General features: G+C 66.3%; 23 protein-coding genes and 1 riboswitch. Of the genes, 11 read left to right on the top strand and 12 right to left on the bottom strand.

The window, feature by feature from the left end:
* Positions 1-9 precede the first annotated feature (9 nt).
* From J2T21_RS10305 to J2T21_RS10280, 6 genes are all read right to left on the bottom strand, one after another.
* Positions 10-534: a thermonuclease family protein gene (locus tag J2T21_RS10305; RefSeq protein WP_307581105.1), complete on the bottom strand. Its 525-nt coding sequence runs from the start codon at positions 532-534 to the stop codon at positions 10-12.
* A gap of 17 nt (positions 535-551) precedes the next feature.
* Positions 552-908: a hypothetical protein gene (locus tag J2T21_RS10300; RefSeq protein WP_286166731.1), complete on the bottom strand. Its 357-nt coding sequence runs from the start codon at positions 906-908 to the stop codon at positions 552-554.
* 74 nt (positions 909-982) lie between these two features.
* Complete coding sequence (locus J2T21_RS10295; RefSeq protein ID WP_307581101.1) at positions 983-2,317, bottom strand: LLM class flavin-dependent oxidoreductase; 1,335 nt, start codon at positions 2,315-2,317, stop codon at positions 983-985.
* Positions 2,318-2,337: 20 nt separating this feature from the next.
* Positions 2,338-3,102, bottom strand: a complete 765-nt coding sequence (locus J2T21_RS10290) for a 3-oxoacyl-ACP reductase (protein ID WP_307581099.1) — start codon at positions 3,100-3,102, stop codon at positions 2,338-2,340.
* A 77-nt stretch (positions 3,103-3,179) separates the two neighbouring features.
* Positions 3,180-3,273: riboswitch (TPP riboswitch) on the bottom strand.
* A gap of 79 nt (positions 3,274-3,352) precedes the next feature.
* A complete protein-coding gene (locus J2T21_RS10285; RefSeq protein ID WP_307581097.1) occupies positions 3,353-4,555 on the bottom strand; it encodes a metal-dependent hydrolase family protein in 1,203 nt (400 codons plus the stop codon).
* Entirely contained in the window at positions 4,552-5,979 is a 1,428-nt protein-coding gene (locus J2T21_RS10280) for an aminopeptidase P family protein (RefSeq protein ID WP_307581094.1), read from the bottom strand. The genes J2T21_RS10285 and J2T21_RS10280 overlap by 4 nt, the downstream gene beginning before the upstream one ends.
* A gap of 231 nt (positions 5,980-6,210) precedes the next feature.
* Here J2T21_RS10280 and J2T21_RS10275 point away from each other — a divergent pair, with 231 nt between their 5' ends.
* From J2T21_RS10275 to J2T21_RS10250, 6 genes are all read left to right on the top strand, one after another.
* Positions 6,211-8,598, top strand: coding sequence for a Tex family protein (locus tag J2T21_RS10275; protein ID WP_307581092.1), 2,388 nt, complete (start codon positions 6,211-6,213; stop codon positions 8,596-8,598).
* 166 nt (positions 8,599-8,764) lie between these two features.
* Positions 8,765-9,145 (top strand): SdpI family protein, encoded by a 381-nt coding sequence (locus tag J2T21_RS10270; protein ID WP_307581090.1) that lies wholly within the window; start codon positions 8,765-8,767, stop codon positions 9,143-9,145.
* Positions 9,142-9,552, top strand: coding sequence for an SdpI family protein (locus J2T21_RS10265; RefSeq protein ID WP_307581088.1), 411 nt, complete (start codon positions 9,142-9,144; stop codon positions 9,550-9,552). The genes J2T21_RS10270 and J2T21_RS10265 overlap by 4 nt, the downstream gene beginning before the upstream one ends.
* Positions 9,553-9,663: 111 nt before the next feature.
* Entirely contained in the window at positions 9,664-10,158 is a 495-nt protein-coding gene (locus tag J2T21_RS10260; protein WP_307581086.1) for a ferritin, read from the top strand.
* A gap of 320 nt (positions 10,159-10,478) precedes the next feature.
* Positions 10,479-11,420, top strand: coding sequence for an SH3 domain-containing protein (locus tag J2T21_RS10255; RefSeq protein WP_307581084.1), 942 nt, complete (start codon positions 10,479-10,481; stop codon positions 11,418-11,420).
* Positions 11,421-11,771: 351 nt separating this feature from the next.
* Complete coding sequence (locus tag J2T21_RS10250; protein ID WP_307581082.1) at positions 11,772-13,784, top strand: SH3 domain-containing protein; 2,013 nt, start codon at positions 11,772-11,774, stop codon at positions 13,782-13,784.
* A 99-nt stretch (positions 13,785-13,883) separates the two neighbouring features.
* On the opposite strand, the gene J2T21_RS10245 is transcribed toward J2T21_RS10250, so the two are convergent.
* Positions 13,884-15,182 (bottom strand): AI-2E family transporter, encoded by a 1,299-nt coding sequence (locus J2T21_RS10245; RefSeq protein ID WP_307581080.1) that lies wholly within the window; start codon positions 15,180-15,182, stop codon positions 13,884-13,886.
* 226 nt (positions 15,183-15,408) lie between these two features.
* Here J2T21_RS10245 and J2T21_RS10240 point away from each other — a divergent pair, with 226 nt between their 5' ends.
* Positions 15,409-16,668: an SH3 domain-containing protein gene (locus tag J2T21_RS10240; RefSeq protein ID WP_307581078.1), complete on the top strand. Its 1,260-nt coding sequence runs from the start codon at positions 15,409-15,411 to the stop codon at positions 16,666-16,668.
* A gap of 3 nt (positions 16,669-16,671) precedes the next feature.
* Positions 16,672-17,037 carry an META domain-containing protein gene (locus tag J2T21_RS10235; RefSeq protein ID WP_307581076.1) on the top strand — a complete coding sequence of 122 codons (366 nt, stop codon included), beginning with the start codon at positions 16,672-16,674 and terminating at the stop codon, positions 17,035-17,037.
* Positions 17,038-17,126: 89 nt separating this feature from the next.
* On the opposite strand, the gene J2T21_RS10230 is transcribed toward J2T21_RS10235, so the two are convergent.
* From J2T21_RS10230 to J2T21_RS10215, 4 genes are all read right to left on the bottom strand, one after another.
* Positions 17,127-18,539, bottom strand: coding sequence for an NAD-dependent succinate-semialdehyde dehydrogenase (locus J2T21_RS10230; RefSeq protein ID WP_307581074.1), 1,413 nt, complete (start codon positions 18,537-18,539; stop codon positions 17,127-17,129).
* 216 nt (positions 18,540-18,755) lie between these two features.
* The gene (mgrA, locus tag J2T21_RS10225; RefSeq protein ID WP_307581072.1) at positions 18,756-19,820 is read right to left on the bottom strand and encodes an L-glyceraldehyde 3-phosphate reductase; all 1,065 of its coding nucleotides are present in this window, start codon (positions 19,818-19,820) and stop codon (positions 18,756-18,758) included.
* Positions 19,821-20,149: 329 nt separating this feature from the next.
* On the bottom strand, positions 20,150-20,302 hold the full coding sequence (locus J2T21_RS10220) for a hypothetical protein (protein WP_175475408.1): 153 nt from the start codon (positions 20,300-20,302) through the stop codon (positions 20,150-20,152).
* 289 nt (positions 20,303-20,591) lie between these two features.
* Complete coding sequence (locus tag J2T21_RS10215; RefSeq protein WP_307581070.1) at positions 20,592-21,779, bottom strand: acetyl-CoA C-acyltransferase; 1,188 nt, start codon at positions 21,777-21,779, stop codon at positions 20,592-20,594.
* 55 nt (positions 21,780-21,834) lie between these two features.
* Between J2T21_RS10215 and J2T21_RS10210 the strand changes: the two genes are divergently transcribed.
* The gene (locus tag J2T21_RS10210; RefSeq protein WP_307581068.1) at positions 21,835-22,626 is read left to right on the top strand and encodes an alpha/beta fold hydrolase; all 792 of its coding nucleotides are present in this window, start codon (positions 21,835-21,837) and stop codon (positions 22,624-22,626) included.
* Between the two features lie 12 nt (positions 22,627-22,638).
* On the opposite strand, the gene J2T21_RS10205 is transcribed toward J2T21_RS10210, so the two are convergent.
* Entirely contained in the window at positions 22,639-23,172 is a 534-nt protein-coding gene (locus J2T21_RS10205) for a universal stress protein (RefSeq protein WP_307581066.1), read from the bottom strand.
* A gap of 152 nt (positions 23,173-23,324) precedes the next feature.
* Here J2T21_RS10205 and J2T21_RS10200 point away from each other — a divergent pair, with 152 nt between their 5' ends.
* Together J2T21_RS10200 and J2T21_RS10195 are read left to right on the top strand one after the other, a co-directional pair.
* Positions 23,325-24,101, top strand: coding sequence for an ABC transporter ATP-binding protein (locus J2T21_RS10200; RefSeq protein ID WP_307581064.1), 777 nt, complete (start codon positions 23,325-23,327; stop codon positions 24,099-24,101).
* The gene (locus tag J2T21_RS10195) at positions 24,098-24,832 is read left to right on the top strand and encodes an ABC transporter permease (RefSeq protein WP_307581062.1); all 735 of its coding nucleotides are present in this window, start codon (positions 24,098-24,100) and stop codon (positions 24,830-24,832) included. Before J2T21_RS10200 ends, J2T21_RS10195 begins: the two co-directional genes overlap by 4 nt.
* Positions 24,833-24,834 lie beyond the last annotated feature (2 nt).

Raw genomic sequence — 24,834 nt, 5'->3', positions numbered from 1 at the left:
AACTCGGTTCTAGTGGCAACCGTGGGCAGGACTGAACATTCCTGCGTTGTCTCGTTGTGCCTGCTTTTGTGCCGTGAGCAGCTGGGCATAGAACTGCACGTTTGGTTCCACCTTCATGGCCTTGGCATGCCCCGAGGCGACAAGCGACTCGTTGATGGATTCTTCCTCGAGGGTCACCCAGGCAAGGGTGCGCCCGTAACGGTCGTATCGCTCGACGTCGAATGCGAGCTGGATCGTTGAACCCTTGGGCAGCTTCTTGGAAAGATACCGCGAGGCCTCTTGGCCGAAGCATTGCCCGGGCTGGTCACCGTGGGTGAGCTCCGGCGCATCCACATTGAGCAGTCGGACCTTGGTTCGTTCCCCGTCCAGCAAGACATACAAAGTGTCGCCGTCAACTACATGTTGGACCGTTGCGCTGCTCAATAGATGGCCGGTGTCGTCGTTCTTCGGCGTGAATAGCCAGTAACCGGCGATGACGACGGCGCAAAGCAGCACGACGATCACGGCAATGCCGCTGCGACTTCCTCTTGGCAAGGCAGTGGCCCGTTCGCCTAGACCAATGCGTTGTCGCAGGCGGTGACGAGCCTGGCTTGGACATCGGCGGGAACCTTGTCGCCCGAGGCAGCAACGTCGTCAAGGGCGCTGACGATCTCTTGGGGCAAGCCGCCCTCGCGGACCGCATCCACCATGGACGAGACGACCTTGAGGTCGGAGGCGTTGATGCTTCCGTCCTTGATCGGTGCGCACACCTTCTTGATGAGTTCCTTCTTTGCCCCATCGGCCAGCTGAGTAGCCGCCGAGGATGCGGCGGAGGAAGCGGTGTCGGCGATGGTCGCGCAACCGCTCACCGAGAGCAGCAAGACGGCAGCGGAAAGGAGCACGGCATTTTTGGAACGTGAAAATCTCATGCGTTCCATCGTAGTGGCTCGAAGGTGGGAGAACGCCGGGAACTCCGAGGCCTCCCACCCGCGGGAACCGGCGATCAACCAGAAACCGGTACGATCTCCTGACGTGCCGGCTTGGCCAGGCCCAGGGTCTCGCGCAGGGTGCTGCCCGGGTATGACGAGCGGAACAAGCCTCGTGCCTGCAGGATCGGCACCACGAGTTCCACGAAGTCATCCAGCCCCGCCGGGAAGCTGGGGCACATGAGGTTAAAGCCGTCGCAGGCGCCGGAAATGAACCACTCCTCGATCTCGTCGGCGACCTCGGTGGGAGTGCCGATCATGGTGGCATGCCCGCCGCCGGCCGCCAGGAATCCCAGCAACTCGCGAAGCGTGGGCTGCTTCGTTTCAATGATGCGCTGCACCGTGAGATAGCGGCCCTGCGGGCCCGTGAAACCCTCGGCCGGCGGCAAGCCGGCCACCGGCCCATCCAGCGGATGCGAGGTGTAGTCCTGGCCCGTGAACATGTTCAGCTGGGTGATGGCCGAGTCGGTGTCCAGGTAGGCATCCAAGGCGGCCTTCTTTTCCCGGGCCTCCTCCCGGGTCTGCCCGATGTAGGTGACCAGCCCGGGAAGGATGGGCACCGAATTCCCGGCCCGCCCCACAAGTTCCAACCGCCTCCGCATGTCCACGGCATATTCCAAGGCCGATTCCCGGTCCCAGGAAACCGAGTAGATGGCTTCGGCGTACCGGGCGGCAAAGGAACGCCCGGCCTCCGAGGACCCGGCCTGGAACAGCACCGGACGCCCCTGCGGGCACCGCGGGACGGTTAGTGGGCCTGCAACCGAGAAGTGGTTGCCGCGGTGGTTGATCGGGCGGATCTGGGAGGGATCGAGGTATCGGCCGGCCTCGCGGTCGACCACCAGCGCCGAATCCGACCACGAATCCCACAGTCCCTGCATGGCGTCCACGAACTCCTCGGCGCGTTCGTAGCGTTGTGCGTGCCCCGGCAGGGCATCCAACCCGTGGTTGCGGGCCTCGGCGTCAAACATGGAAGTCACCACGTTGATGCCCGCGCGACCCGAACTGATGTGGTCGAGGGATGCCAGCAGCCGGGCGGCATGGAACGGGGTGTAGAAGCTCGCAGAGATCGTGGTGACCAAACCAATGTGCTCGGTGGCCCGCGCCATGGCGCTCAGCGCGGTCACCGGTTCGAGGAACCAGGGGATCCCCGCCGCGTACTCGTGGTTGACGCTTTGCCCGTCGGCGAAGAACACCGCATCCAGGCAACCGCGCTCCGCCAGCCGGGCCAGGTCCTCGTAGTAGGCGATGTCACCGACGCGGTCGGCGCTGGAATCGGGGTGGCGCCATCCCATGGTGTGGTGGCCGGCGCCGTAGATGAAGGCGTTCAGGTGCAGTTGGCGTGTCGGGTCCATGAAAAGTCTTGTCCCCGTTCCTAGTTCATCACCAGTCCGCCGTCGACCACCAGGTTCTGCCCGGTCACCGCCCGCGACCAGGGAGAGGCAAACAGCAGGGCGGCGTCGGCGAACTCGGCCGGGGTGGTGACCCGGCGCAGGGGGGTGGAGCCGGCGATCAGGTCAAAAACCTCTTCCGGGGTGGCCGCCGAGGCGTCGGTGGTGCGCAGCAGTCCGCCGGAAATCATGTTGACGCGGATGTTCTCCGGGCCCAGATCCGAGGCGAACGTGCGGGTCAGGGACAACAAGGCTGCCTTGGCCGCGGTGTAGTCGTGGTACGGGACCACGGGGTTCTGGAAGAGGTTGGTGCCGATGTTGACGATGTTGCCAAAGCCCGCGGATTTCATGCCCGGCAGGGTCGCCTGGATGGTGTTCAGTGCGCCGCCGATGATGCCGGTGAATTGCGCCCCGAATTCCGTGTAGCCGATCCCGTCCGCCTTGGAGCGGGCCTCGCCGTTGAACGAAAAGTCCGGCAGGGCATTGTTGATCACCGTGGTGATCGGGGCGCCAAAGTGCGCCCGCGCCGTGGCAACCAGCTCGGCGACCTGTTTCGGGTCCGAGACGTCGGCCCGCACCGCGAGCGCGCGATCCGCACCGATTTCGGCGGCCAGTTCCTGGGCCGCGGATTCACTGGAGCGGTAGTTCAGCACCAGACGTGCGCCCTCGCGGGCGAAGGCGCGGGCCAGGTCGGCGCCCAGCCCGCGGCCGGCACCGGTGACAAGTACGATTTGGTCCTTGATGAGCATTCTCTTGCACCTTTCGTTGGAACGAAAGGATGCCATGGAGCCGCCACGTGGTACCCAAAAGCGGGGTGCCACCATGCGACATGCCGGACCGGCATCCCTTCGCTCGGATTATCGAGATCAGGTTCAACGGGTCTATCTCTCAGCCGCCAGGCGGCACCCCGTGTCGAGTCCTACGGCCAACCTAGCACCGCCCCAAGTCAATCCCCAATCAGTGACGCCGTGCCGGTCGTTCTGCCGGTGTGCGCCCCGGTCATGGGGCCAAAAGCACGCGGCCGCCCTGGATGACGGTGCGCGGCCGGGACTCGTCGAAGAGCACCGAGGCATCCTCGAAGGGGTTCCCGTCCAGCAGAACCGCATCCCCGGCCATGTTCGGGGCCAGGCGTCCAAGCGTCGGTTCCTGCAGCAGTGCGGCGTTCACGCTCGTGGCCGAGCGCAGCGTCTCAAAGACCCCCACGGCCTCGATCTGCAGGGCCAGGCCGTTGAGCTGCTCATCCGCAAGGTCTCCCATCAGGTCCGAGCCGAAGCCCACCGGGATGCCGGCGGCCAGTGCAAGCTTGATGGCCTCGCCGCCCGCGGTGAGGACCTCCAGGTTCTTGGCCTTGGAGACCTCCGACAGGCCGACCTCGTCCCCGCGGCGGTCCATGGCGGCGTAGGCGGCCAGCGTGGGCACCAGGAACGCACCGTGCTCCGCCATCAACGCTGCGGTGGGCACATCGAGCAGGTTGCCGTGCTCGATGGAGCGCACGCCGTTGCGCACCGAGTGGGCGATGGCAGCCGGGGAGTAGGCGTGGGCGGCGACGTATGAACCGCGGCGCGTGGCCTCGGCGACCACCACCGCGATTTCCTCGTCCGAGTACTGCGGGATGGCCAGCGGGTCGGTCAACGAGACCACACCGCCGCTGGCCATGATCTTGATGGCGTGGGCTCCGGTGCGCAGGCGTTCGCGCACGGCCACGCGAAGCGGCTCGACCCCGTCGACGACCTCGCACATGTGGCCGTGGCCGAAGCAGACATCCACGTCCGCCTCGCGCGGGTCGCCGTGCCCGCCGGTTTGGCTCAGCGCCGGGCCGGTGTAGAAGTAGCGCGGGGAATCCAGCAGCCCGGCCTTGATGGCGCTGGACAGGCCGATGTCCCCGCCGGCGACGTCGCGCACGGTGGTGAAGCCGCGGGACAGTGCCTCGCCCAGGCGCTTGGCCCCGGCCAGGGCCGCGAAGGAGAGCGGTCCGCGCTCGTTGCGGAAGCCGTCAAGCGAGATGGCATAGGCGTGGAAATGGGCATCGATGAGCCCGGGGACCAGGACCCTGCCCTTGGCCGGGAGCAACTCCCCTTCTTCCTGGGCGCCGAGGGCCGTGACCAGTCCATCCTTGAAGGTCACGTTGCCGCGGATGAGCTCGGGGTTTTCGCCGTCAAAGACCAGCGCCTCGGTGACGGTCAGGACTCGTGTGTGGCTCACGCCTTGGCTCCTGCCTGTGCTGACATCCAGGCTTCGATGCCGTCGGCGTCGAGGGGCAGCGGGTCCGAAAGGTTCTCGTGCCCGTCGGCGGTGACCAGCAGGTCGTCCTCCAGGCGCACGCCCATGCCGCGCAGTTCCGGCGGGACCATTTCGTCGTGCTGGTGGAAGTAGAGCCCGGGTTCCACGGTGAGCACCATGTTTTCCTGCAGCGTGGCGCCCTGGTATTCCTCGTAGGAAGCGGAGGAGCAGTCGTGCACGTCCAAGCCCAGGTGGTGGCCCACTCCGCAGACCAGCCAGCGGCGGTGGTGCTGGCCGGCCGGGGAGAGCGCCTCGTCGACGGAAACCGGGAGCATGCCCCAGTCGCTCAACCCGTTGGCGATGACCTCCATGATGGAGGTGTGGAAGGCAGTGAAGTCCTTGCCGGGGGCGATCTGGGCCAGGCCGGCGCGGTGCGCCCTTTCCACCAGGTCGTGGACCTCGCGCTGGGCGGTGGTGAAGCGGCCGTTGGCCGGGAAGGTGCGGGTGACATCCGCGGTGTAGAAGCTGTTCTCCTCCACGCCCATGTCCAGCAGCAGCATCTCGGATTCGACGACCGGTCCGTCGCAGCGAACCCAGTGCAGGGTCGGCGCGTGCTGCGCGGAGCCCACGATGGTGGCATAGCCCGGGCCGTGCCCGTGGGTGCGGGCGACCCGGTCGAAGGTGCCCTGCAACCAGCGTTCCCCGCCGCCGGCGATGGCGGTGGGGATCTGGTTGACGACCTGGGAGAAGCCCTCGATGGTGTGGGTGACGGAGTTGCGCAGTTCGGTGATCTCCCATGCGTCCTTCAGCAGCCGCAGCTCGGCCAGCGTGCGGCGCAGCAAGGTCGACGGTTTCAGGGAATGCGTTGCGACCATGGAGGAATCAAGGTTGCCGGCGGCCTCGGCGCCGGAGAGCCGGGCCAGCGCCTCGTCCAGCGCACCGAGCGGCGAGGTTGGAAGGCCCAGTGCCGCTTCCCAGTGGGTGGGACCGTGGGCGGCACCGACCCAGAGTTCGCCGTGCGCGGCGCTGGTGAAGAACGCGGGGTCCCCGGGCAGTGCCGGGGCCGGGACGAAGAGTCGGTAGTCGTGGCCGCCGGCTCGCGGGGTGCCCACCAGCACCGCGCCCTCGGCGTGGCAATTGGTCAGCCACAGGAAGTCCGAGTGCGGCCGGAAGTCGTAGAAGCAGTCGTTGCTGCGCACCGGTGCCCAACCCGCAGCGACCACGAAGGCCGTTCCGGGCAGCGCGGCCGAAAGCCTGGTGCGGTGGTCCGCTGCGGCGGCCGCGGCATCGGGTGTGGCGGCGGGGGTGCGTTCGGGCTCGGCCCATCCCTGGGACATCCATTGCGTGAAGGCGGGCACCTCGGCCAGTCTTGGCAGTTTCGGGTCGGCCTTGGCGGGTGCGGGCATGGAGGCTGTTTTTTGCTCGGAAGTGTTCACGACTGCTCTGGCTTTCGGTTCAAGGGTGCCGATGGTGAAAAGGTGGTGCGGGTCTCGACGCACACCTCCATGTCATCCAGCATCACATAGCGGTGGTGGTTGGTGGGCCCCGGCACCTTGTCGTCTTGGAGACAAGGTGCCGGGGCGCCATTGGGAAACATCCGCGGCACGCGGCGGCGACGGTGGGGCCAGCTCGCATGGATGCGGCAAACTGGAGGGGTGAGCCAGAGCCGAATAATCCAGACCATTGCCGCAGAACTTTCCACAGCCGGGGCACCCGTTGCTCCATGGCAAGTCAAGGCCGCCATCGAGCTCCTCGATGCCGGATCCACCGTTCCCTTCATTGCCAGGTACCGCAAGGAAGTCACCGGGACCCTTGATGATGCGCAATTGCGCATGCTGGAGGAACGACTGCGTTACCTGCGCGAACTCGAGGAACGACGGGCTGCAATCCTCAAGGCCATCTCGGAAGCCGGCAAGCTCACCGAGGAGCTGGAATCCGCGATCGGGGCCGCAACGACCAAGGCGGAACTCGAAGACCTCTACCTGCCCTACAAGTCCAAGCGGCGCACCAAGGCCCAGATTGCCCGCGAGGCCGGCCTTGAACCGCTGGCCGATTCGCTCATCGAGGACCCGTCCCAGGATCCGGAGACGCTGGGGGCAAGGTTCCTGAACCCGGAGCACGAGATCAACGCCGCCACCGAGGCGCTCGCCGGCGCCCGCGCCATCCTCACCGAGCGGGCCTCCCAGGACGCGGTGCTGGTCTCCGAACTGCGCGAGCGCTTGTGGACCCGGGGCAAGATCGCCTCGAAGACCGCGGCAGGTGCCCCGGCCGCGGACGCGGCCAAGTTCTCCGACTACGAGGACTTCGTCCAGCCCGTGGCCACCCAGCCCTCGCACCGGATCCTGGCGCTGCTGCGCGGGGAACGCGAGGGCGTGCTGGACCTGGAACTTGCCGAGGCGGACCCGCGCGACGACGCGGCGCTGGCCGAGGCGCGCGCCTCCTACGAGGCTGCGGTCGCCAAGTCCCTGGGCATCACCGCGGCCGCCGATGCACCGGCCGGAAAATGGCTGGCCCAGACCGTGCGGCTGGCCTGGCGCGGCCGCCTGCTGGCCCGGCTCGAATCCGACCTGCGCACCCGGCTTTTCGAGGCCGCGGAGGAAGCATCCGTGAAGGTCTTCGCCGCGAACCTGCGCGACGTGCTGCTCGCGGCCCCGGCCGGGAACCGCGCGGTGCTGGGCCTGGACCCGGGGCTGCGCACCGGGGTGAAGGTCGCCGTCGTGGATGCCACCGGGAAGGTCGTGGACATCGCCACGATCTACCCGCATGCCCCGGCGAACAAGTGGAACCAGTCCGTTGACACGCTGGTTGCCCTGGCCGCCAAGCATGGCACCGAGCTCATCGCCGTGGGCAACGGCACCGCCAGCCGGGAAACCGACAAGCTTGCCGGCGAGGTCATCGCCAAGCTGACCAACAAGCCCGCCAAGGTCATCGTCTCCGAGGCGGGCGCCTCGGTGTATTCGGCCTCCGCGCTGGCCAGTGCGGAACTGCCGGAGCTGGACGTGTCCATCCGCGGGGCGGTCTCGATTGCCCGACGCCTGCAGGATCCGCTGGCCGAACTGGTGAAGATCGAACCCAAGTCCATCGGCGTGGGCCAGTACCAGCACGATTTGACCCCGGCGAAGCTCGACCGCTCACTGGATGCCGTGGTGGAGGACTGCGTGAACGCGGTGGGCGTGGACGTGAACACCGCATCCCCGGCGCTGCTTGCCCGGGTCGCCGGCGTCGGCTCCCTGCTGAGCCGCAACATCGTCGAGCACCGCAATGCCAACGGCCCCTTCGCCACCCGCAGGTCCCTGCTGAAGGTCCCGCGCCTGGGCGCCAAGGCGTTCGAACAGTGCGCCGGATTCCTGCGCATCACCGGCGGCAAGCAGCCGCTGGATGCCTCGGCCGTTCACCCCGAGGCCTACGGCCTGGCCGAGACCCTGCTGGCCGCGGCCACCGCCCGGAACCAGTCGGTGGACTCGTTGGATGCCAGGGAATTTGTCACCGAGCAATTCGGGTTGCCCACCGTCAAGGACGTCATTTCCGAACTGGTGCGCCCGGCCCGGGACCCGCGCCCCGACTTCAAGACCGCGAACCTCAAGGAGGGAGTGGAAAAGATCGGAGACCTGCAGGTCGGCATGATCCTGGAAGGCACCGTCTCCAACGTGGCCGCCTTTGGCGCCTTCGTCGACGTGGGCGTCCACCAGGACGGGCTGGTGCACGTCTCGGCCATGAGCAACAAGTTCATTTCCGATCCGCGCGAGGTCGTCACCTCCGGGCAGGTCGTGAAGGTCAAGGTGCTCGAGGTGGATCCGGAGCGCAAGCGCATCTCCCTGACCCTGCGCCTGGACGACGAGCCCGGCGCCAAGGCCGAGAAGTCCGAGCGCGGGCCCCGCGGTCCGCGCAGTGCCGATTCCCGTGGCCCGCGCGGTGCCCAGGGTGCGTCGCGCGGCAACAAGCCGGCGGCTTCCCGCGAAGCCAAGCCCGCAGGAGGCAACACGGCCATGGCCGAGGCCCTGCGCCGCGCCGGGCTGAGCGGCTAGGGACGGTCAACCGCACCAGCCACGGGCTGGAGGCACTCCAGCTAGCGGACCGCCGGCGACCTCTACCGGATGGCCATGGACACCGGGTTTCGCCCACGTGGCGTAGCGTTGAGTGCAAATGTCGGCGAGGCACAGGGGGCGAGCCACACCCATGGACGGGGAGAGAATGACCGATTTGATCATGACGGTGTTCATGGTGCTGCTCATGGCGTCACTGGCCTGGATGATGAGGGCAGCTGCCACGGGGCAGATCAAGCGCAACGCCTGGGTGGGGATCCGCACGCCTGCCCTGATGCACTGCGAGGAATGCTGGCTGCTGGGACACCATGCCGCCGCCCAGAAGGGCATCATCGGTTGTTGGGTTGCCGCGGTGGTCATGGCAGCCGGCGGCGTCGCCGCGCTGCTGGCCCCGGGCGCGGACTACCTCCAGCCCGCTTCACTGATGATTGGGGTGCTGGTGATGGTCGGCGGCCTGCTGCTGGGCCTGCGCGATGCAAACACCATGCTCGCCAAGATGCACGGCGGCGATCGGGCTGCCCGCCCGTGAGCGAAAACCAGATTGCGGTCCTGCTCTGTGCTGCACTGGCGGTGGCCTTCGCCTGGGCCGTGCGCGCCATCAACGGCACGGTCGAGGGCGGGAAGCAAGGCATCAACCCGGCCCTGGGCATCCGCACCAGCGCCACCATGCACTGCGAGGAATGCTGGGACGCGGGCCACCGTGCCGCGGGGGCCCCGCTGCGCAGGATGCGGCTTCCCGTGGTGTTGCTTGGCCTTGCCGCGCTGCCTGCAGCATTGCTGGAATCGGTGATCGGTCCGGCACCGGCCTGGATCGCGGTGATTGCCGGATGGGCTTGGGCCATGGCCGCGGTCTTCGTCGCGCTGAGGGCGGCCAATGCCGCGGCGCGCGAACTGCACCCGGCAGGTTCGCTGTCCGGGACCCGCAGACCAAGGTGAGCATCACCTTGGTAAGCCCTTCCGTTGGCCCGAGGCATGCCATATTTACCGTGAGGTAAGTACGGCCATACTTCGGTGACAAGGCACAAAAGAGTCGGTAGCGTGTGTGCCATGGAACTTAAAGGAAAGCTTGCAGACGCATTCAACGAGCAAATCACCCTGGAACTTGCGGCCTCGACCGTCTACCGCCAGCTGGCCATTGAAATGGACGTGCTGAGCCTGCCCGGCGTTGCCGGCTGGTTCCGTGCCCAGGCCGCGGAGGAACTGGTGCACGCGGAAAAGTTCATCACGCACATGACCGACCGTGGTGCGCACCCGGCCATCGGCGACGTCTCGGCACCCGCCGTGAATGTCTCCACCGTGGACGGTGCCTTCCAGGCCTCGTTGGACCACGAGAAGAAGGTCTCCGAATCCATCCGCGACCTCTACCGCCTGGCGCACAACGAGGGCGACATCGACTCGGTGCCGCTGCTGAACTGGTTCATCGAGGAGCAGGTCGAAGAGGAAGCCACCGTTGGCGAGATCCTTGACCGCGTGAAGATGATCAACAACGACGGCAACGGACTGCTGCGCCTCGACAGCGAACTGGCTGCCCGCCAGATTTGATCCCCACGGGAGCCCGGGCGCTGCGGCGCCGGGTGCCCCGAAGCATCGTTGTGACCAAGGCCCCCGGATCTAGACTGGGGGCCTAGGCCGTCTGTGCAATAACATGGGGTGTAGGCATGTCCAAGTGCCCGCATCCCGGCACGAGGTTGTTGCCAACGGCCCGGGTGTGATATCGCTCCGTGCAATGATTTGCCGCCGCGCATGCCAGTCTCCGGTCAACCGCTTTCCCAGTGAGGTCATCCAAACGTGTTCCACGTGTCCGTGCATGCCTCGCCATGGCCTTCCCCGGTGCCGCAACACCGTCGCGCGGTGATGCCGGAATGAAGAAATTCGACTTTGCACGCACGAATCCGGCACCGGTGCCGGTGGAGGTTCCCGGACCGACCCACCGCACGACGGCCGAACTGAAGCTGCGCAAGGGTGCCGGCCGGCACTACGCCACCCAGTACCTGATCCCGGAAAGCACCCCCGTGTACCTGCTGCGCGTCAGCGGCCTGTGGGCCAGCGTGCAGCACGGCCAGACCTTCGGCTGGCTCCCGACCCAATGCCTCGAGCGACTCGAGGCACCCAGGCAACGCCCGCAGGTCCCGGCGCGCCCGGTCGCCAGCCAGGTGGCTGCCATGGCCGGCGGAGTCGACAGCGCCCCGGAAGTCCCCGACGAGGAATTTGTTCCCACGCACCGCAGCACCGCGGACCTGAACCTGCGCAAGGGCTCGGGCACCAACTACCCGGTGTTGCGCGTGCTGGCGGCAAATCTCCAGGTCCGCAAGCTGGAGGAGCTGGGCACATGGGCCAAGGTTTCCACCGGCAAGGACATCGGTTGGGTTCCCAGCGCCTACCTTGCCCGCATCAATGTGCGGCGCCCGGCCACGGGCATCCAGCCCATGGCACCGACCGAGTACACCACCACGGTGCGCCTGAATGTCCGCAAGGACGCCGGGGATCATTTTCCGGTCATGCGCATCATGCAGGCCGGGACCCTGGTGCGGGTCAACGGGAAGTTGGGTCCGTGGTGCAGGATCATGCTGGACCAGGACGCCGGGTGGGTGCCGGCCAGCCAACTGCAATTGCGCTACTTGGCCTCCACGACACCCGTCACGATCGCGGAGACCACCCTGTACCAGGGAGCATCCGCCAACTACCGCGCCGTGGCGCAGCTCGGGGCCGGCCAACAGGTCGAGGTCCTGGCCAGCCGGGGACAGTGGACCAAGGTCCGTGCCGGGCGGCTTGAAGGCTGGGTCCACAGCACCCACTTGGGCTGACACGCGAAATCATGATTGCCGTTTTCCCGCACCGGGGGCGGATTTTGCATATGGTAGTGACCTGGGGGGGCGATGTTTGGGTGATGCTCCCGACCACTCGCACATCGCGTTGCTCCCTTGCGGGGCGATACGCCCCTTAGAGGAAGACCACTGACAATGGCCATACCGAAATCACTTCGCGCGCTTTTCTCGGGGGTGTTGGCGGCAGGGTTGGTGTTTGCGGCTCTGCCCGCCGCTGCGCTACCTGCCGCTGCGCTACCTGCCACCTCGCAGGGGACCACTGACTTCCCAGAGACCAGTCCCGTACGCGCCGGGGCGTTCTCCCTGCCGCTTGTCCCGAAAACCTACCGAATGACCTCGCCCATGGGGCCGCGCTGCATGCCGGTGGTGGGCGGATCGACCCACCACCTGGGCCAGGACATGGGCACCAAGGACAACTCCCCGATCTATGCGGTGGCCGACGGCACCGTGCGCAAGATCGTCAGGGGCACCGGCTCGACCTCGGGCCAGGTGATTGTCACCCACCTGTTCGGCAAGGACACCTACGAATCGGCCTACATGCACATGTGGCCCAACGATGTCCTGGTCAGGGAGGGCCAAAAGGTCAAGTCCGGGCAGAAGATCGCCTTGGTGGGCTCCTCCGGTCCCTCGACGGGCCCGCACCTGCACCTGGAGATCTGGAAGGACCGCTTCTACTCCAAAGACGGAAACGTGCGCAACCCCGCCGCGTTCCTCAAGGACCGCGGGCTCAACCTCGGTTCCCACGCGACAAAGATTTCTTCCGAGTCGCAGAAGACCTGCACGTATTTCGCGCGCGGCAAGGCGGAGCTTTTTGCCTACGCATCCGCCACCTCGAAGGTCCTGGCCAGGCCGTCACGCAGTGCCAAGGTCACCAGCCAGCCAGGAGCCATCAACGGACTGCTCAACGGCTCATTCATCAAGGTCAAGTACGGCTCCACGACCGGCTGGATGAACCGTTTTGCCGTCACGCCCAACCCGATGGCCGCGGCACCCGAGTGGGCACTGACGCCCACCGGCACCGTCACCAACGGCGTCCGGGTGCCCTTCGCCAAGTACACCAACCCCAACGGCCTGAACATGCGTTCCGGGGCCGCCACCTGGTATGCGAAGCTCCTGATGATTCCGGCCGGCGCCACCATCGAGGCCTACGAGAGCTCCGCCGGCTGGTTGCGGGTGAAGTACAAGGGAACCGAGGGCTGGGTCTCGGCGGGCCTGACGCGCAAGGTCTCCACCGTCAACCAGGCGACGCTGCCCGCGACGCACGAGGTCCTTCGCAACCTGAAGCTGCGTTCCGGAGCCGGAACGACCTACAAGGAAACCCAAGCCCTGGGCCGCGGCTCCAAGGTTGCCCTGCGGCAGGTACGGGGCACCTGGTCCCAGGTCCAGGCCGGGAAGCACTCGGGCTGGATCAACTCGGCGGACCTGAAGAAGATCGGTTCCATTACACCCCAGGCGTCGAAGCCGCCGGTCGCCAAGCCCGCGCCGACCAAGCCGACCCATGAGGCCGCCGCTAACCTGAACATGCGCAGCGGACCCGGCACCAACACCAGGATCGTCAAGATCTTGCGCGAAGGCACAGACGTCATCGAACTGACGCGCCACGGCACCTGGAGCCAGGTCAAGGCCGGAAGCTCCACCGGCTGGGTCAACAACCGCTACCTGCGGGTGGTCAAGGCCGGTGCGGCCCCGGCCAAACCCAAGCCGTCGGCGAAGCCGAAGCCCCCGGTAATCCAGTCGGTGAAGAAGACCACCTATGTCACCAAGTCGAAGGTCGTGGCGCGCAAGTCGGCGGATGCGAAGTCGGCTTCGGTGGTGGGCATTGCGGCGAAGAAACAGGTTGTCGTGGATGCCAAGAGCGGGTCGTGGTTGCGCGTGCGCTACGCGGCGAAGACCGGCTGGGTTCCTGCGAGCCAGCTCGCCCTCTACAAGGCCCCGGCCAAGCCGAAACCCCCGGCAATCCAGTCGGTAAAGAAGACCACGTACCAAACCAAGTCGAAGGTCGTGGCCCGCAAGTCGGCGGATGCGAAGTCGGCTTCGGTGGTGGGCATTGCCGCGAAGAAGAAGGTTGTCGTGGATGCCAAGAGCGGGTCGTGGTTGCGCGTGCGCTACGCGGGGAAGACCGGCTGGGTTCCGGCGAAGCAACTTGCCGTATACAAGGCTCCGGCCAAGGTGAAGACGACCACCGACCGGCTTAACCTGCGCACCGGAACGAGCACGTCGACACGATCCTTGCTGGTGATTCCCAAGGGCAAGAAGGTCACAGTCAAGGCCACGCGCAGCAGCTGGACGCAAACCAGCTATGCGGGGAAGACCGGCTGGGTCAGCTCGAAGTACCTGCGCTAACCACATTGCATTTCGGGGGCCGCGCCCCGACGTGAAACGGGCCGTGGATCCAACCAAAAGGTTGGTTCCACGGCCCGTAATATCTTGGGAAGCCCGCAGTCAGGAACGCTTGGGGCGCAGAGCCGGGGATGGGGATCCGGTCTCGCGTTCGGCATCCGAATCCTGTGCCCGCTCGGCCGCACCGACCTCGGCATGGGCCAGGACCTGCTCCGCGGTGGGCTCCTGCGCGGCATCGTCCTTCTTGGAATCGGCACCGGGATCCAATCCGGGAAGGTCACGGCCGGACCAGATCTTCACGATTGCCCAGGCAACGGCCGTCAGCGGCACGGCCAACACCGCACCCACCAATCCACCGAGCACCGTGCCGGCGGCCAGTGACAGCAAGATCACCAGCGCGTGCAGGTTCAGGGCATGGGCCATGACCACGGGCTGCAGGAAGTTTCCTTCCAGCTGGTTCACCACGATCACCGCACCCAGGACAATCAGGGCAACCACGGGGCCATTGGTCACTAGGGCGATCAAGGTCGCCAGGATCCCGGCAAAGGTGGCACCCACCAACGGGATGAAGGAGCTCATGAACACCACGACGCCCAGTGGGATGGCCAGCGGGACCCGCAACACGAGCAAGACCACGGTGATGCCAATCGCATCCACCGCCGCCACGGTGGCGGTGCCGCGCATGTAACCGCCGAGGGTTTCAACGGTGCGTCCACCGGTGGAAAGCCAGCGGTGCATCTGGTGGTCCGGCATCCAGGAGAGGAAGAAAGCCCAGATCTTGTCGCCGTCCTTCAGGAAGAAAAACAGGATCACCAGCAGCAAGGCCAAACCGGTGAAGAAGTTGCCCGCGGCGGAAAGCCCGTTCAGGGCCCCGGCACCAAATTGGGAGCTGGTCAGGAAACCGGTGACCTGGCTGACGGCCTGGTCGATTTGCTCGCTGGATATGTTCCAGGGCAGCCGGTTCAGCATTCCCTGGAGCTTGTTGAAGCCCTCCACGCCCTTGTCCACCAGCGTGGACCATTCGGCAAGCACCGAATAGACCAGCGCGGTCCCGATGCCGCCGAGCACCAGCAACGAACCCAGGAACACCGACCATGCCGCCAGCATGGCCGACATGACCTTGCGCAGCAGGCGCACCAGAGGCCACAACGCGCAGGAAAGGATCAAGGCGATCAGGATCGGCAGCGCGATCACGCTCAGGCGCAGGAGGCTGAAGACCACGGCCGAGGCCAGCACCAGTACCACCAGCAGCTGGACCGACCGCGTGGCCACGCGCCCCAGGGGATCGATCCACATCCCGGACACGCTGTGGGCGGGTGGAGCCACGACGGCCGCCGCAACGGGGGCTTCCTCGGGCGGGATCGGGCGCGGCTTTCTCTTGAAACGTAGTTTCGCTGACATCCAGTGACTCCTCGCAATTGGCAACGGCCTTACTCCAGACACGGAACGTGCGGAGCAAGCGCCGGAAAAACCTCTTAGCAAAAAGGTTAGTCTAATAATGCACTAGGGGGCTTCGATCGCCCCTTGTCAGGTATGTCGCGTGAAAGTGGATGGTGGGGGAGCTATGCAGGGCAAAGACACACGGGATGGCCGATGGCCTCCCAATAGGGTTTCCACGGCATTGTTCATGGGAGCCGCGCTTGTGCTGGCCACCCTGAGCCCGGCCCAGGCACAGCAGGTTCCGTCGGCATCCGTCCAGGGGTCGGTCGCGCAGGCTGCCGCGGCACACCTTGTTTCGCAGCATCCGGGCAAGATCGGCGCGGCGGCCGTGAAGACCGTCCAAGCGACGGCAAACCTGAACCTGCGTTCGAAGCCCTCCACCTCGGGCAGGAAGCTGGCGCTCATTCCCAAGGGCACCAAGCTGACCGTGGGTTCGACGAAGCCGGGGTGGAGCCAGATCCGTTACGCCGGGAAAACGGGTTGGGTCTCGAGTGCCTATTTGCGTGCGGTGCCCAAGAAAACCTCCAAGGCCATCAAGCGCGGGGACCTTGGCAAGAGCACCGTCGCGCTGAAACTGCGCCGGCAAGCGAACACCACCTCCAAGGCCTTGGCCACGGTGCCCAAGGCCGGCATCTACACGGTCAAAAAGGTCTCGGCGGGATTCAGCCAGATCACCAGCCGGGGAAAAACCGGATGGGTGCAAGGCAAATACCTGAAGGTTGTTGCGAAGAAGCCCGGTCGCGAGATCTACATCGACAAGAAATACACCTCCAACCGTGCTGGGCTGACCGACCGGTACTGGACCAAGGTCCCCGGCAGCGACCTCCATGAGAGCGTGAAGGGCAAGATCCGCATCGGTGACATCCCACGCAACTCGGTGGTGTACCGCGACAAGAAGATGGAAAAAACCGCAGGCTCGGTCAAGGGGTGGATCTTCGTCCGAACACAGGGGATGAGTGGCTGGATGAAGACCAGCCAGCTGGCCCGCAAATCCGCGGCGACCACCAAGCCCGGAAAATATTCGGCCAAGACGGTGCTGGGGCAGGAAAACGGCAATGTCCCGGAACGGATGCTGGTGGCCATCGGATGGGACAAGGAAAAGACCCTCATCGCCGCTCCCGCGCTGAAGGACCTGAACCGGCTCAACGCCGCCTTCAAGAAGAAGTTCGGCCACAATCTCGACATCGACCTGGCCTACCGGACCCGCGCGACCCAAGATGCCTACTGGGTCGAACTCGGACCCTATGTCGCGGCGCGCCCCGGGACCTCCAACCACGGTTGGGGCACCGCCATCGACGTGCCCGAGACCCACAACTATTCCTTCCGCGGCAAATACCACAAGTGGTTGAAGGCCAACTCCAAGAAGTTCAACTGGGTGCACCGCAAGATCCTTGAAGAGGGCTCGCCCTATGCCGAGGCCTGGCACTTCGACTACGTGGGGAAGTGAGCGATGACGAGGAAGCTTTCCGCACTCGCCTTCCTGGGAGCCGCCCTGCTGCTGTCCTCCTGCGCTTCCTCGACGCCCGTGCCGCCCGATCCGGTGGGCAGCTGGGGATCCGATGGGACCGGGCAGCCGAGCCTGGTGCTCGAAGCCGACGGGAAACTGCACGGCACCGACGGCTGCAACCGTCTGCTGGGCAGCTACGAGGCATCCGGCACGGACATCACCTTCGGCCCCTTGGGTGGAACCAGGATGTTCTGCGAGGGCGTCGACACCTGGCTTTCGCATGCCGCCGGTGCCACGCTCGGGGCCGACACACTTGAGATCATGGATGCGCAGGGCCAGCGGATCGGCACGCTGGAACGCATGCCTTAACAGGCGCGCCGCAAACAAGCGAGGCTTCGTGCGATCCCCGGACGGGGGTTCGCACGAAGCCTCGCTTCATGTCACGGTGCTGCGTGTGGTTAGTCGGCCACGTAGAAGAGGCGCTTGTTGACGAACTCCTCCATGCCCAGCGGGCCCAGCTCGCGGCCGAAGCCCGAGCGCTTCACGCCGCCAAAGGGCATTTCCGCACCTTCGGCGCTCGGCGCATTCACGTTGGCCATGCCGACCTGAAGGCCAGCGGCAACCTTTGCGGCGCGGGCCGGATCGGTGGAGAACACCGCGCCGCCCAAACCGTACTGGGTGTCGTTGGCCAATTCCAGGGCTTCCTCGTCGGAGGACACCTTGTAGACAATCGCCACCGGGCCGAAGAGCTCTTCATAGTAGGCACGCATGCCCTTGGTGATCCCTGAGAGGATCGTCGGGGACAGGTAGGCACCCGGGCCCTCGTGCAGCAGGCCGCCGGCGTGCAGCGTTGCACCCTTGTCGATGGCGTCCTGGACCTGTGCGGCCACGCCCTCGGCGGCGCCACGGGTGGAGAGCGGACCGAAGGTGCCTTCCTCCTCCTTGGCCGGGTCGCCGGGAACCAGGTCGACGGCAAGCTTGGTCAGTTCGCCGACGAAGTCATCGAAGATGTCCTCCATGACGATCATGCGCTTGTTGGAGTTGCAGGCCTGGCCGGTGTTCTCCATGCGGGTGGCCCACGCGGTGGCCGCGTCCCCGGCGATGTCCGCCGAGTCGAGGATGACGTACGGGTCGGAACCGCCCAGTTCCAGCACTGCCTTCTTCAGGTTGCGTCCGGCCTGCTCGCCGATGATGGCGCCGGCGCGCTCGGAGCCGGTCAGCGAGACACCCTGGATGCGGGGATCCTCGATGATGGTGGAGATCTGCTCGTGCGAGGCGAAGACGTTGTTGTAGACGCCGGCGGGTACGCCTGCGTCATCCATGATCTGCGCGATGGCCAGGGCCGAACGCGGGCAGGTCTCGGCGTGCTTGAGCACGATGGTGTTGCCGAGCATCAGGTTGGGCGCCACGAAGCGGGCGACCTGGTAGTACGGGTAGTTCCATGGCATGATGCCCAGCAGCGGGCCGACGGGCAGGCGCTGGATGATGGCCTTGCCGCCGCCGATGGCCTTGATCTCGGTGTCCGCGGCCAGTGTCGGGCCCTCGGTGGCGAAGTACTCGAAGATGTCCTTGCAGAACTCGGCCTCGCCCTTGGACTCGGACAGGGGCTTGCCCATTTCCCGGGTGATGATCGCGGCAAGCTCGTCGGCGCGTTCGGCGAAGAGCTCGCCGACGCGGGAGACGATCTTGGCGCGTTCGTTGATGTCGACGTCCTTCCACACCTGGTAGCCGGCTTCGGCCGCGGCAATGGCTTCCTGGACCTCTGCGTCTGTGGCGGTGGCGAATTCCTCGAGAACGGCGCCGGTGGCGGGGTTCAGGACTCGATATCCGGTGGCGGTTGGCGTCGTCTGGGCGTTGGCGGTCACGGCCATGCTCCTTCTGGTAGTCACTGGGCGGCGAAAATCTGCGTTGCGCGCCACGTACGGTTACATCATGTCGCGAAAACTGCGATTTGTGAAGCCGGTCACGCGGGATCGGTGGTGATATCCGCCGTCAGCGAATTGTTCATCTGCGGTATTAGTTGTTAACGACGAGAAACCCTGCGGAATTCGTGTCCGCAGGGTTTCGGGTCGGGGCGCTTCGGCTTCTTAGCTCGTGGCCGCCGCGCGCCAGTGGTCGATTCCGGCATCGCCGGCGGCGATCCTGTCGATCAGTTCCAGCTCCGCGGGGCTGAATGCGGTGTTGCCCAGGGCTCCGAGGTTCTCATCCAGCTGCGCCGTCGAGGATGCCCCGAGCAGCACCGAGGTCACCCCGCCCTCGCGCAGCAGCCAGGCAATGGCCAGCTGGGCCAGCGACTGGCCGCGCGCCTCGGCGACCTTGGACAGGTCGCGGGCCTTGGACAGGTTCTCCTCGGTCAGGTGCCCGGCCAGCGAGTTCCGTCCGCCGGACGGGATGGCCGACTCGTCCTTGAGGTACTTGCCGGTCAGCAGACCCTGGGCCAACGGGGTGAAGGCGATCGAGCCCATGCCGTGTTCCTTGAGGGTGTCCAACAGCCCGTCTTCCACCCAGCGGTTGAGCATCGAGTAGGAGGGCTGGTGGATGACCAGCGGGGTGCCCATGTCCTTGGCGACCTGCGCGGCCTGTGCGGTGCGTTCGGGGGAGTAGGAGGAAATGCCCACGTAGAGGGCCTTGCCCTGGCGGACCAGGGTGTCCAGCGCACCGATGGTCTCCTCGATCGGGGTGTCCGGGTCCGGGCGGTGCGAGTAGAAGATATCCACGTAGTCAAGGCCCATGCGGGACAGGGACTCGTCGGCCGAGGCCATGATGTACTTGCGCGAACCCAGGTTGCCGTAGGGGCCCGGCCACATGTCCCAGCCGGCCTTCGACGAGATGATCAGCTCGTTGCGGTAGGCCTTGAAATCGCCGCGCAGCATGCGGCCGAAGTTTTCCTCGGCGGAACCGTAGGGCGGGCCGTAGTTGTTGGCCAGGTCGAAGTGCGTGATGCCGTGGTCGAAGGCATGGCGCAACACTTCGCGCTGGGTGTCGAATGGGCGGTTGTCGCCAAAGTTCCACCACAGGCCCAGGGAAATCGGGGGAAGGACCAGGCCGGAGTTGCCGACGCGCCGGTAGCCGGTGGCCTCGTAGCGATCCGCGGCGGCCACATAGGGTGCGTGGGTTTCGGGGACGGGGGCATAGCGGAGTTCTTCGGCCATGGTGGTGGTGTTCTCCTGAAGTTGGTGGGACGGAAAATCTCATGAAGCTTTCTGGGCTTCATTCGCATCCATTCTTGTCCCCCGAGGCGCCGATAGTCCATGACGGCGGGCGCGGCACGCTGGGGAGAAACGAAATCCGCTGCTTTGTGACCCGGGGAGGCCCCACTTCGGTACCTGCGTTCTTAAAGTGAAGAACCGGTCGTGACGGCTAAGGAGGTGAAACTCCGCCGCGACCGGTTCTTCTGATCACTCGCACCTTGAGAAGGTAGCTTCAGCCTAAGAGTCGAAGCTGAGTGTGGGCTGAGGATTGGTTGTCAGTCAGCCGAGAGTCAGTAATTCGATGGGGGATCGGAGGCGGGGAAGGACTCGTCTTCCCATTCCTCGACCAGCGCCTCGTCGTGGGCGCTGGCAACATGTTCCGGCTCTGCGGCAGCTTCTTCTGCCGTGACGTCTTCTTCGTCGCCGATTGGTTTTTCACTCATCACGCGTGCTCCTTGGTCCGTAGATCATGTCGCCCGATTCACCGGCGCGACCGGTATCTTCAGTTTGGTCCGAAGTTCCGACGTTGTCGAGCGGATGCCCCATGCCTCGTCCCGTCGCCCGCGCAGGGCACGGCCGGGCTTAAATGGTTGAGCACCGGTCGGCAGGCTGGGGGGAATCTGCCTTGTATCCGACCGGTGCTCTCATCACTCGCACCTTCATGAGGTAGTTACTACTCTAGGAACCCAATCTATGCACTGGCTGTACAGGGCCCGGAAACCACGTGTGAATTCAGGTCCGGAGGACCAGCGCATCGCCCTGGCCGCCACCGCCGCACAGCGAGACGACCCCGGTGCCGCCGCCGCGCCGCGACAGCTCCATCGCCATGTGCAACACCAGTCGCGCCCCGGAGGCACCCACCGGGTGGCCCAGGGCGATGGCCCCGCCCTCGGTGTTGACCCTGGCCGGATCCACGCCGAGGTCCTTGGCCGATTGCAGCACCACCGAGGCGAAGGCCTCGTTGATCTCGATCGCGTCAAGGTCCCCGGCATTCAGCCCCTCCTTCTCCAAGGCCGCGAGGATCGAGGTGCTGGGCTGGGAATGCAGCTGCCCGTCCGGACCCGCGGTTTGTCCGTGCGCCCCGATCTCGCACAGCCACGACAGCCCCGCCTTGCGGGCCGCGCCCTTGGAGGCCACGACCAACGCGGCGGCGCCGTCGGAAAGCGGCGAGGAAGAACCCGCGGTGATGGTTGCCCCCGGCTCCTTGGAGAATGCCGGTCCCAGCGCGGCCAGTTTCTCCACCGTGGTCCCGGGGCGGATGCCCTCATCGGTGGAGACAACCAGATCCTCCCCGCGGCGCTGGGGGATGGAGATGGGTGCGATCTCCGCATCAAGGTGTGCCCGGGCAGCGGCCGCGCGCTGGTGCGAGGCCGCGGCGTACGCGTCCTGCTCCGCCCTGCCGATCCCCAGCTTGGCGTTGCCGCGTTCGGTGGTCGATCCCATGAGCTCACCGGTGAGCGGGTCGGCCAGGGCATCGTGGTTCAGCGAGTCCTCCAGGCCGCGGTCCCCGATCGCCAGTCCCGCGCGCATGCCGCGGACCAAGTGGGGTGCGTTGGACATGGACTCCTGGCCGGCGGCGACGATGAACTCTGCTTCCCCGGCCCGGATCATCCGGGCGGCGTCGATGACCGCGGTCAGCCCGGAGAGGCAGAGCTTGTTGATGGTAACCGTGGGCACGTCCCAGCCGATCCCGGCCTTCAGGGAGGCCTGTCGGGCCGGACCCTGCCCGGTGCCGGCCAGGATCACCTGGCCCATGATGACGTGGTTGATGTCGCTGGCCTTCACCCCGCTGCGTTCCAGGGCCGCCTTGATGGCGTGGGCGCCGAGGTCTGTGGCCGGCACCGAGGAGATGGCCCCGCGGAACCTGCCAAAGGGCGTGCGCGCCCCGCCAATGACCACGGGAGTCAGATCGTCATTCATTGCTGCATCCTTAGCGCTTGGGAAAATGCCGGTTCGGTGCCCTAGGCTCATTCACATGCCCCATGCAGTGAACCCGATTGATGCCCAGACTATCTACTTCGACGCCAGCGACACAGGGGCCCCACCGGTCCTGCTGCTGCACGGCTCGGCTCTCTCCCGTTCCATCTGGCGCGGCCTGGGCTATGTGAAGGCCCTGGAGCCGGAGTTCGACACGATCCGCATGGACCTGCGCGGGCATGGACGGTCGGGCAAGCCGCACGATCCGGCCGCCTACAACATGGATCTGGTCCTGGCGGACGTCAAGGCGGTGCTGGCGGCGACCGGCCACGAGTCGATCCACATCGTGGGATATTCCTTCGGCTCGCGCGTGGGCCTCTCGCTGGCCATCAAGCACCCGTCGATGGTGCGCTCGCTGACGATGCTCGGCGGAACCCACGCCATCGAGGCCCAGCACATCAGCACGCTCTTCTTTGACGGCTACCTCGAGGCGCTCAAGACGGGCGACATGGACGCCTTCATCGCCGGCATGGAAGCCGACGGCGGGAGGCTCGACCCGGCGACACGCCTGGCCTTCGCGTCCAACGACGCGCTGGCGCTGGCGGCGTACTTCGAATCGACCGAGGCCGGAAGCGCGGTGAGCGAGCTGTTGCTGGCGCAGCTGGACACCCCGACGCTGCTGATGACCGGAACCCGGGACAGGCCGCGCATCGAGCACTCGCGCACCATGGCCTCGGTGATGCCCAACGCCCGGCTGGTTGAGCTGGAGGGCCGCACCCACGGAGGCACGCTCTTCCCGCCACAACCCATCCTGGAGCAGTTGCTGCCGTTCCTGCGGACCAACACCTAGGCTTCCCGGGCGTCAGGGCATGGGCAGATAAGGTGTGTCCGTTTTCCCGGGCGAGGGCTGCGGCGGAACCACCAGCACCGGCACCGTGCGGTGGGAAAGCAAGCGGGCCAGCGTGGAGGCACGCAGCCGGGCGGAAGTGCTGCCGAAGGGCCGCCGGATGGGGGATCCGAGGACCAAAAGCGAGGCCCCCAAAGCCGATGCACACTCCTCAAGCGCACCCGCGGGAGCGCCCACCAGTATGCGCAGGATCCAGCGCACGGGTGAATCCTGCAACGCCGCCCCGAGGCCGGCCTGGAGCTCGCGGACAACCGTGACGCCGATTTCCTCCTGCGCGTCCCGACCCAGCGTCTCGAAATCGATGATTGCCTTCGCCTTCCACTCGGAAGATTCCAACCCCGTGACGGCGTAGGCACACACCAGATCCAGTTTCAGGGCCACGGCCAGGCGTGCCGCGGTGGCGACCACCTCCGGATGCTGGTTCCGGCACACTCCCACGAGCACGGGATGCGGGGTGGGAATGGTTCCTTTTCCGCGCGGCTCGTTCATGGCGCGCTCCTGGAGGTGGATGGTGACAGTGGGCGGGCAGCAGCCTTTCACCCAGTATGCCCGGACCGCGCCGGTCAACGATAGGGCGGCGCCGTGTCCGGGTGCCCAACCGCCCCCTTGACCGGGGCCGCCGCAGGGGCAAGACTCAAGAAATGGAGGCTGACACGGCGGCAATCTCGATCACCGGGCTGAAGGTGTCGCGCGGGAAGAACCTGGTGCTGCCCGGCCTTGACCTGCTGGTTCCGCACGGCGAGGTCGTGGGGCTGCTAGGTCCCAGCGGCTGCGGCAAGTCGACCCTGATGCGTGCGATCGTGGGCACCCAGATCGTCACCGGCGGAGATGTGACGGTGCTGGGAGACTCCGCAGGCTCCGCGTCCCTGCGCCACCGCGTGGGCTACATGACCCAGGAAGCGGGCATCTACGACGACCTGCCGGTGATCGCGAACCTGAACTACTTCGCCAAGATCCTCGGCGCCCCGCCCAACCAGGTCGCCGAAACCATCGAGCGCACCGACCTGGGGTCGGTGGCCAGGTCCATGGCCGCGGAGCTCTCCGGGGGCCAGCGCAGCCGGCTCTCGCTGGCCATCGCGCTGCTGGGTTCCCCCGAGCTGCTGGTGCTGGACGAGCCGACCGTCGGGCTGGATCCGGTGCTGCGCGTGGCCCTCTGGGAGCTGTTCGCCGAGCTCGCCGCCGAGGGCGTGACGCTGCTGGTTTCCAGCCACGTCATGGACGAGGCCACGCGCTGCGACCGGCTGATCTTGATGCGCGAGGGGCAGATCATCGCCCAGGAAACCCCCGGATCGCTGCTGGAGCGCACCGGAACCGACAACGCCGAGGATGCCTTCCTGGCGCTGATCCGCGGGGCACAGGAGCCGGGGAACGACACGCCGCACGTCCCCAAGCACCGCGCCGGGTCGGAGGAACCATGAGCCTTGCCCGCACCCTTGCCACCACCGCCCGGGTGCTGAACCAGGTGCGGCACGACCACCGCACCCTGGGCCTGCTGCTGTTGGTCCCCGCACTGTTGGTGGGCCTGGTCGCCTGGATCTTCACCGACACCCCGGTGTTCGGGCAGATCGGCCCGGCCATGATCGCGCTGTTCCCCTTCATCGTGATGTTCCTGGTCACCTCGATCGCCACGTTGCGCGAACGGCGCAGCGGCACCCTGGAACGGCTGCTCTCCCTGCCGCTGGGCAAGGCCGACTTCATCCTGGGCTACGCGCTGGCCTTCGGGTTGCTGGCGATCGTGCAGACCGCGATCGCGGTGGGCTTCGCCGTGTGGGTGTGCGGGCTGGACGTGGGCGGGAACCTGGGGCTGCTGTTCGCGGTGGCGATCGTCGACGCGTTGCTCGGCACCTCGCTGGGGCTTTTGGCCAGCGCCTTTGCGCGCAGCGAGTTCCAGGTCGTGCAGTTCATGCCGGCCTTCGTCTTCCCGCAGGTGCTGCTCGGCGGGATCTTCCTGCCCCGGGACCAGCTTCCCGAGGCCCTGGAGAAGATCGGCGACTGGCTGCCGTTGAGCCACGCCATCGATGCGCTGAACGCCGTGGCCCGCGACGACCAGGACGCCGGCTACATCTGGCTGCGCATCGGCTTCATTGCCGCCTGGATCCTGGCCGCAATCGTCGTGGGCTCGATGACGCTGCGCCGCCGCACGCCCTGATC

Source organism: Paeniglutamicibacter psychrophenolicus, from assembly GCF_030812255.1.
GTDB classification, from domain to species: Bacteria; Actinomycetota; Actinomycetes; order Actinomycetales; family Micrococcaceae; genus Paeniglutamicibacter; species Paeniglutamicibacter psychrophenolicus_A.
This window is presented reverse-complemented; position numbering and strand designations above follow the sequence as displayed.

Excerpts from the sequence above, each read along its gene's own strand:
- J2T21_RS10300 (WP_286166731.1), bottom strand. The coding sequence starts at position 908 with ATGAGATTTTCACGTTCCAAAAATGCCGTGCTCCTTTCCGCTGCCGTC.
- J2T21_RS10295 (WP_307581101.1), bottom strand. The coding sequence starts at position 2,317 with ATGGACCCGACACGCCAACTGCACCTGAACGCCTTCATCTACGGCGCC.
- J2T21_RS10290 (WP_307581099.1), bottom strand. The coding sequence starts at position 3,102 with ATGCTCATCAAGGACCAAATCGTACTTGTCACCGGTGCCGGCCGCGGG.
- J2T21_RS10280 (WP_307581094.1), bottom strand. The coding sequence starts at position 5,979 with ATGCCCGCACCCGCCAAGGCCGACCCGAAACTGCCAAGACTGGCCGAG.
- J2T21_RS10275 (WP_307581092.1), top strand. The coding sequence starts at position 6,211 with ATGCGGCAAACTGGAGGGGTGAGCCAGAGCCGAATAATCCAGACCATT.
- J2T21_RS10270 (WP_307581090.1), top strand. The coding sequence starts at position 8,765 with ATGACCGATTTGATCATGACGGTGTTCATGGTGCTGCTCATGGCGTCA.
- J2T21_RS10260 (WP_307581086.1), top strand. The coding sequence starts at position 9,664 with ATGGAACTTAAAGGAAAGCTTGCAGACGCATTCAACGAGCAAATCACC.
- J2T21_RS10255 (WP_307581084.1), top strand. The coding sequence starts at position 10,479 with ATGAAGAAATTCGACTTTGCACGCACGAATCCGGCACCGGTGCCGGTG.
- J2T21_RS10250 (WP_307581082.1), top strand. The coding sequence starts at position 11,772 with ATGACCTCGCCCATGGGGCCGCGCTGCATGCCGGTGGTGGGCGGATCG.
- J2T21_RS10245 (WP_307581080.1), bottom strand. The coding sequence starts at position 15,182 with ATGTCAGCGAAACTACGTTTCAAGAGAAAGCCGCGCCCGATCCCGCCC.
- J2T21_RS10240 (WP_307581078.1), top strand. The coding sequence starts at position 15,409 with ATGGGAGCCGCGCTTGTGCTGGCCACCCTGAGCCCGGCCCAGGCACAG.
- J2T21_RS10235 (WP_307581076.1), top strand. The coding sequence starts at position 16,672 with ATGACGAGGAAGCTTTCCGCACTCGCCTTCCTGGGAGCCGCCCTGCTG.
- J2T21_RS10230 (WP_307581074.1), bottom strand. The coding sequence starts at position 18,539 with ATGGCCGTGACCGCCAACGCCCAGACGACGCCAACCGCCACCGGATAT.
- mgrA (WP_307581072.1), bottom strand. The coding sequence starts at position 19,820 with ATGGCCGAAGAACTCCGCTATGCCCCCGTCCCCGAAACCCACGCACCC.
- J2T21_RS10220 (WP_175475408.1), bottom strand. The coding sequence starts at position 20,302 with ATGAGTGAAAAACCAATCGGCGACGAAGAAGACGTCACGGCAGAAGAA.
- J2T21_RS10215 (WP_307581070.1), bottom strand. The coding sequence starts at position 21,779 with ATGAATGACGATCTGACTCCCGTGGTCATTGGCGGGGCGCGCACGCCC.
- J2T21_RS10210 (WP_307581068.1), top strand. The coding sequence starts at position 21,835 with ATGCCCCATGCAGTGAACCCGATTGATGCCCAGACTATCTACTTCGAC.
- J2T21_RS10205 (WP_307581066.1), bottom strand. The coding sequence starts at position 23,172 with ATGAACGAGCCGCGCGGAAAAGGAACCATTCCCACCCCGCATCCCGTG.
- J2T21_RS10200 (WP_307581064.1), top strand. The coding sequence starts at position 23,325 with ATGGAGGCTGACACGGCGGCAATCTCGATCACCGGGCTGAAGGTGTCG.
- J2T21_RS10195 (WP_307581062.1), top strand. The coding sequence starts at position 24,098 with ATGAGCCTTGCCCGCACCCTTGCCACCACCGCCCGGGTGCTGAACCAG.